General features: G+C 53.4%; 5 protein-coding genes and 1 pseudogene. 5 read left to right on the top strand and 1 reads right to left on the bottom strand.

Going from position 1 to position 6537, the window contains the following annotated elements; all coding sequences use genetic code 11:
• Nucleotides 1–864: 864 nt before the first annotated feature.
• The gene (locus CO667_RS34130) at nucleotides 865–1563 is read right to left on the bottom strand and encodes a nitrogen fixation protein NifQ (RefSeq protein WP_097622243.1); all 699 of its coding nucleotides are present in this window, start codon (nucleotides 1561–1563) and stop codon (nucleotides 865–867) included.
• A 1287-nt stretch (nucleotides 1564–2850) separates the two neighbouring features.
• Here CO667_RS34130 and CO667_RS34120 point away from each other — a divergent pair.
• The 5 genes and pseudogenes from CO667_RS34120 to CO667_RS34095 all read left to right on the top strand — a co-directional run.
• Nucleotides 2851–3288, top strand: coding sequence for a hypothetical protein (locus tag CO667_RS34120; protein WP_007636966.1), 438 nt, complete (start codon nucleotides 2851–2853; stop codon nucleotides 3286–3288).
• Between the two features lie 322 nt (nucleotides 3289–3610).
• Nucleotides 3611–4042: an exopolysaccharide production repressor protein gene (locus tag CO667_RS34110; protein ID WP_239621156.1), complete on the top strand. Its 432-nt coding sequence runs from the start codon at nucleotides 3611–3613 to the stop codon at nucleotides 4040–4042.
• 408 nt (nucleotides 4043–4450) lie between these two features.
• On the top strand, nucleotides 4451–5857 hold the full coding sequence (locus CO667_RS34105; RefSeq protein ID WP_245433424.1) for a radical SAM protein: 1407 nt from the start codon (nucleotides 4451–4453) through the stop codon (nucleotides 5855–5857).
• Complete coding sequence (gene speD, locus CO667_RS34100; protein ID WP_097622241.1) at nucleotides 5838–6302, top strand: adenosylmethionine decarboxylase; 465 nt, start codon at nucleotides 5838–5840, stop codon at nucleotides 6300–6302. Before CO667_RS34105 ends, speD begins: the two co-directional genes overlap by 20 nt.
• A gap of 76 nt (nucleotides 6303–6378) precedes the next feature.
• A pseudogene (locus CO667_RS34095) lies at nucleotides 6379–6537 on the top strand (IS5/IS1182 family transposase); the annotation flags it as partial.

Here is a 6537-nt window from a genome sequence, read left to right as displayed (position 1 = left end):
TCCATCCATCGCTGAGTAAAAGGCCGGCAGCTCGCGCCGCCTCCCAGGGCAGTCTTCAAAACCCGTGCCATGTGGGCAGCAGCATATAAAACAGTTGGTTTGCTGATCTTCAGCTATTTAATTCCAAACTTTCGAAGGCGGGTTCGACAAACTCTTGTCCCGAAGCCGCCAAACTGGACGAAGCGGCTGTGAGGTTTTGTCGGTTCGAAATCGCTAGCCTCAAAGATCAACAAATGTCGTCCGTATCCCTACATCCCAAGCGAAGGGACAGAAGTAGTGTGGCAAGTCGTAGAGCCAAACAGATCGATACCGTCTTGATGGCCGATCGGCTTCGCACCACGCGTCGGATTAAGGCCGGATGATCAGCAGAACGCAGATGAAGGCACAGTAGAGATTGTCGCTTACAACAAACTCGCTGTTATGCTGTCTCCATGAACACATAGGAGGAATGCCGCCAGCTTGGCAGCTGCAGTCTTGCGGCCGGATTGTTTCGCCATAGGCTGAGATTGACAACAGAGCCGGTTTCGATCGTCAGCGGGTCAATTCTGAGGAAATGCTCGAAGGCTACAGCAAAGATCGGAGCAAGGTATCAAGTAAAAGCGCTAGTCGCAGATGCTTTTTTCCAGGCGCACGCTCAGCTCCGACAAATTGTGGATCGCGTAGTCGAATACGGCGAAGAGCTTATGGCAATTTTAGTAGGTGCTATCAAAATCGCCCGATGATCACCATCCGACGACGACATCACCGCTCATCTTTAAGGAAGTGGCATTTGCGCGTGCCGCACAGTCGCAAATATCGGGAGCAAGGATCCCCGTTCTCGGTCCAACGTCGCCGGACAAGCCCGCTAGGTTGCATCTGGGGCCTTCACGTTTTCAAGATCTGGCGCCCGACGAACTCTGCCGCTCCAGAAAGACTTCCGCTTTCCTCAGGCAGAAAGCATTCATTAAAATCGCCGCATTCCTTGCAGCTGGGAGCGCTACAAAGGGAAAAGCCTTCAGCTTCGCAAATCTTGCGGTAAAAATACTTCTTCCACCTCATGTTGTTGGTGTTGCCTGCCGCCAGCGCCGGAAAATGCGCGAACAGCAATCTGCCAAGTTCGGTCTTGTCAAGCAAGCCGAGATCCCGCCAGAGGTGGTCTTCACGCATGGAACGTCGCGCAATGATCTTAGCGAAACGCACGCCCTCAGGGTCGCCTGGCCGGACATACGCTAGAAGCATATCGCGCAACAGTTGCTCCTCCGCATCACGCACGCAATCACTCGCCTCTTGCAGGGCAAAGGCGCGGATGAGCCTTGCCGGGAAACTGCGGGTTGGAATATCCCGCAGCTCCCTAAGTGAAAGGCCGGTTGCCTCGGTCGCGGTGGCAATCCCCATCTCAATTTCTTCAAGTGCGCGCGAAAAAACGCGGAAGAGCACATAGTCATCAAAATATAACCTAAGACCCATCTGGCATGGTCGGCTGACATAGAGTGTTTGGCAATCGTCGCAGTGGTCGACGGCTATGCTGGTTTGACGTGCTGCGTCCGCTATCGTCGAGACCCCGATGTGATGCACATTTGGCATGCGCTTCGTCACTTTCTCCAATAATCGAATTCAGTTGGCTGCTTTGGCCCTCGCAAGGCGAACATTCAAAGATTGTGCCAGCTTGAGCAAGTGACACTTGAAGCCTCGATCGCCCGTGCAGCGGGGAGGCGATCCCGCCTCCAGTGGTCGCCAAACGGACAAACGCAGGCTTTCAATCTGCGGCGCCGATCGAGCAGTCTGAATGCAGCAATCCGAGCGAAGATCAAAGATCAACGCCTGCGCAAAGACGCGTTAGCCGATAGAGTTATCCATATGTCTCTTCTATAGTCCTCAGAGTAGTTGGAGACCGGGCCTGTTCGCCGCGCTCCGAAGGCCGCCGCCATAGCGAGCAACAAGGCGGCGCCAGTATCTCTCCGGGATACGCAATAAAATCTGCCGCTTCCTATCTATTGCATTTTTGTACGCTCTCCGCTGCGGTCGCGATCGGCTTCCTTGGTTAGACACCTCCGTCATGCACCAAGGTCGCCAATCAGGAAAAATAGATTGATTGGATGTCATCATTTGCGTTTTGAATAACGCTCAAAACGCGGCACCAAAAACGCCTGGGGACCGAGGGCGAATTCGCGACCGCGGCACTCAGCGCACTTGAGTAAGCCAACAGTGAGCGCGGCTGTTGCCCCGGTTGCGCTAGCCAAATGTCGTGATGCTCGGATGGAACTCGCCGATTGCAGATTTTCTTTCTGCTTTCAACGTCGTAAGGAGTGCATTGATAGAAGCTCCACTCGTCAGCTTCGAGTTCAGGCGCTCGCGTCTGCAGCGGTGGGAGATGGTTTCTAATTCTGCCGGGTATTCGTACAACGTAAAGATCTCGTCAAATCTGGAACACGCACTCGTTTGCATAATCTGCCCAAGGTCGGGATTCCGTTCCGCAAAAGTGGGACAAATGTCGAGCCATACGAGCGGCGACGCCGATGGCCGCCACGTTCGATTGCTGAACCCGCCCTGGTCGACTGCGCGGCCGCCGGTATGGTTTAACATCGTCGCGTACATTGTTGGCGCGAATTCTGTATAGGGGCGTGCCGGAATAAAAACATGCCAATCATAATATCACATCAAATACAACATGATGATCGCTATCGGAGCGCCGCGTCCGGAGCCAAGCTTGGTTTAAGCCGAACCGAATTGGCGCAGGACCATTTACACAGCACACTGAAATCTGCATATTGCCGCGCGTTGTCGCTATCCCGAGTTGATGGACAAGTCGCTTTCGCTCCAGCCAAAAGCAGCTGGGCACGGGCTCTTTTCAAGAAATTAGAAGGCAAGGATATGGAAAATTTTGTGTATCTGTTGGAGTCGGAAAGTGCGATCTTTCGCGCCGCTGAGCTCCCTGATCGCAACAGCATTGCATCGATCTCCGGTTTAATTGGCAGTGATCTTATTCAGATGATCCGCTTCGACGACATGCACTCGCTATTTGTTGGGGAAGAAGCTTTGCGAGCTGGGTTAACCGCCTTTACGATCTTTGACGGGTACCCGATCCCTCTTGCCGGGAAAATAGCGCTTTTGGGAGGCGATGGTAGTAAACCTTATCGTTCGCCGTCAATAATGATGACGGAAGCCGCGCGACGTTTTGAATGTTGCCGGCCGGTGCTTGATCCTGTGTTTGTTCCGATGGACCGAGTAGTGAACAAGGGCCTCATCGTTGCGGGCGCACTGGAAAGCTTGCAAGTGCGTATTGATCGCCGCTCCCCGGTGCTCCTATGAGCGCAATGACGAATGATAGGATCCGCGAGAATGAACTCTATCGCGCCGGTTCGCTCAGAGTCCGCGAGCGTGGCGCCATGGGCACGAGAAACGGAAAGCTGACGCCTCAAAATTGCGGCGTTTACTACGTTGCCGAAGGCCTCCCGTTCCACTGGACAAGGTCAACACTGAAGGGCGGAAGACATTCATTGCATTTGCCGAGTTGGAAGCCGCGAAGGAAGAAGTCGCCACTTTGGCGTATTCGCGCTTACCCGGCTTTTGGCAACCTATGGCACCAGCTGAATGCCGAAGTATTTGATCGCTGTCGACGGCGCAGCCCGCATTGATTGCAGACGCTGTTTCAACGCCTGCTCACGGCGAAGTCATGCACGTTCATAGGGTGGACGAATCGGGCGAAATCGTCGGCGTTGACGCAGTTGAAACATTGGACGAACGAACGGGGAGCAAGACCTTGCCCTTTAGAACCTTTTTTTGCATCCTGCTGCTGGTCACGTGCACCAGTGCTGTTTCGGCTTACGCTGCCTCGCTTTCCATCTTCAAAGCGTTCGCCGTAACCTTAGCGGCTTCGTTTTTGCTTCAGGTCATCTATTTCTTGAGCCTGCTATTTATGTCCTTCCGGCCCACGCGCGAGAGCGACAGGTCGATACATTCAGGAACTTGGCAGGCAGACCAGCCACAAAAACGTGATCGCGATGAAACTGAGCAGTCCAACGTCCCCCAGCTTGACCCAAGGCGTAAACGGCGCACCCCTTAAGGCAATTTCGGCGGAGGACAGATTATCAAATATACCGAGCATTACCACTTGGTGTATTCTGCGTACGTCGCGGTTATACTAGCATATTTGCTGTATCAATACTTATGCCATCGGATACGACCAAGTCTAATACCGAAGAAAGGATCGCTTAACCGCCCGAATCATTTCAAAAAATATTATAGATAGTGGAGGAAGCCCGTGGGCTTACGTGTAATCGCGTGTTCTGCCCCCCAGTTTTCTCACGGCGAGGCGGGCGAAATGGCATTATCAAGCGCCGATCCGGCAAGCCTCTACAATGCCTGCAGATATGCTGCGTCACTGGCATCCAAGGCGGAAGGTGCATGGGGCGAAAGCAATTGGCGCGGCACCAGGAGTGACAGGCGACAATCAACGCTTCTGCTATCTGACATGGACGATGTGCAGCGAAGGCTAACGCCGCTATTAGTCCGGGTCCGGCCCAATTTAGTTCTCATAGGAGCGATGTCGATATGCTTCCGTGGTGCGATTGAGACAGCGAAATACATCAGAGAGTTTCTAGGCGATGACGTTTGTATCGTTCTTGGCGGTCGCCACGCCACCGAAACAATATATCGGGATGACGAAAATCGTGTAAGACATCATCTAGCGTCCCCTCTGCGGCTAATTGCTGACGGAAAAGTTTCCAACTGTTTCGACATCGTGCTCTCCGGAGATGGTGAACACTTTATCGCGGAAATTGGGTGCGTCGTAGCTTCCTTGGAAGCAAGAGGTTTTTCGCCAAGGGAGGCGAAATTCTCATTGGGCCACCTGACGACCACCCCGGGGCACTGGATCGCCGGCACAATCATGGACGATCAGGTCCACACTGTGTGCTCTTCGGGCATGCCGCTCGATTATAATGGGATGCCATCCCCAGCCGAAATGTTCGGAATTACAACTAGCTTTGACGTGTTTGGTGGCGCGCCTACCGCGCACGTCTTCAGCGACATCGGGCGTGGATGTATCTATGATTGTATCTTCTGCAGTGAGAGGGTCAGCGTTGTCGGGCCTCCTCGACAGTTCAAGACAAGCCCCCACCGGTTATGCGGCCAGCTCGCAGCAGCCCACCGCGTAGTCAAGGCAGATTACGGCGAAAACTTTCCTGTCTCGGCGTTCATTGAAGACTCAACTCTTCTTGGATGGAATTCGGCCCTCGTAGCCCAGTTTGAAAAGGTATTCGACCCACTCGAAAATCCTGTGCGGCTTGGCGGACAAGCGACCATTGACCAAATCGTTAATAACCCAGCCCTTGCACGAAGACTAGGCCGCATGGGCCTGGAGTATCTTTTCATCGGGGTCGAGACACCGCGCCCAGAACTTGTTGGAGGTCTTCACAAGAACATCGCCACCAAGAAGGGTTCGTGGATGGAACGCGCGGACAAAGCAGTTGAGATCTTGTCCGAAGCCGGAATCAAGGTTGGGGTATCCCTCCTATTTGGCATGGGCGAGGGAGCTGCTGAAAGGCAGCAATTGTTTTCGGCCTTAGAAAGCTGGCGGAAAACGGGCTCTCTGATCACAATCAGCATGAACTGGGCCGTCCAACACCCTTTGAGAAACACGGTTCAGGGGAATGAATATACCTATTTGGATTGGGCGGTGTCGCCCGGTCCCATGCTGTCGTTGTTAAGGAATTTTGGCGAAGCCTCTGAGATCTATCCAATTGCCGGCGGTACAAACCCAGACGAAGCCTCCGTAAAGGATATTCTCCAAGCCACCACGGAGATCATGGCTATGCCGCCTGCACACCCAATGCAAAACCAAGAAGCGGAGCATATATATGCTGAACGGAGCGCCTAAAGGCGGAATAAATTACCCTAGCTCAGACCGAGTATGCGCCGGAACCCATCTCTTTATCGATATGTGGGATGCAGAAAATACGGGAGATACTGAAGCGATTGAGGCGGCGGTAGCGCAAGCCGTTCATGACTGCCGCGCCACGATGCTGGAATCGAGTTATAGAAAATATAGCGAAGATGGGGGCGTCACGGGCTTCGCAATTCTCGCTGAATCGCACATTTGCGTAAATACCTGGCACGAAGAACGCATGGTCGCGATAGACGTATTTTTTTGTGGTTCGCTAGACCCGTACGCGAGTATCGCCGCGTTGCGCGACGTATTTCGCCCATCCCGGATCGATATTAGCGAGCACAAGCGTCTTCTTGGAACAAGAATAACGCATCCAAATATTGTGGAAGCGCTTCAACCGAAAGTATTCTCCGAAATCGAGGTGGAACATGTCTAAGAGCCCGATTTAAAAGAAGTTGTGCGATAACAGGCAGTTGTGATTCCCTATTGGTGCTAAATCAAATGGGGTTTCGATGAGCTGGACTGCTATCGCTCGCCGTGGGCATAACCGAGACGTGCTTCGTTTTCCAAGTGATTTGAAGGACCGGGAATGGACGTTGATCAAACCGCTGATCCCGCCAGCGCGTCGTGGCGGGCGGCGTCGGACGACGAATATGCGCCCGGTCGTGGAG

It is taken from the genome of Rhizobium sp. L43 (genome assembly GCF_002531725.1).
Classification (GTDB): Bacteria; Pseudomonadota; Alphaproteobacteria; order Rhizobiales; family Rhizobiaceae; genus Rhizobium.
The sequence above is the reverse complement of the archived record's forward strand: the minus strand, read 5'-3'. Positions and strand labels throughout refer to the sequence as shown.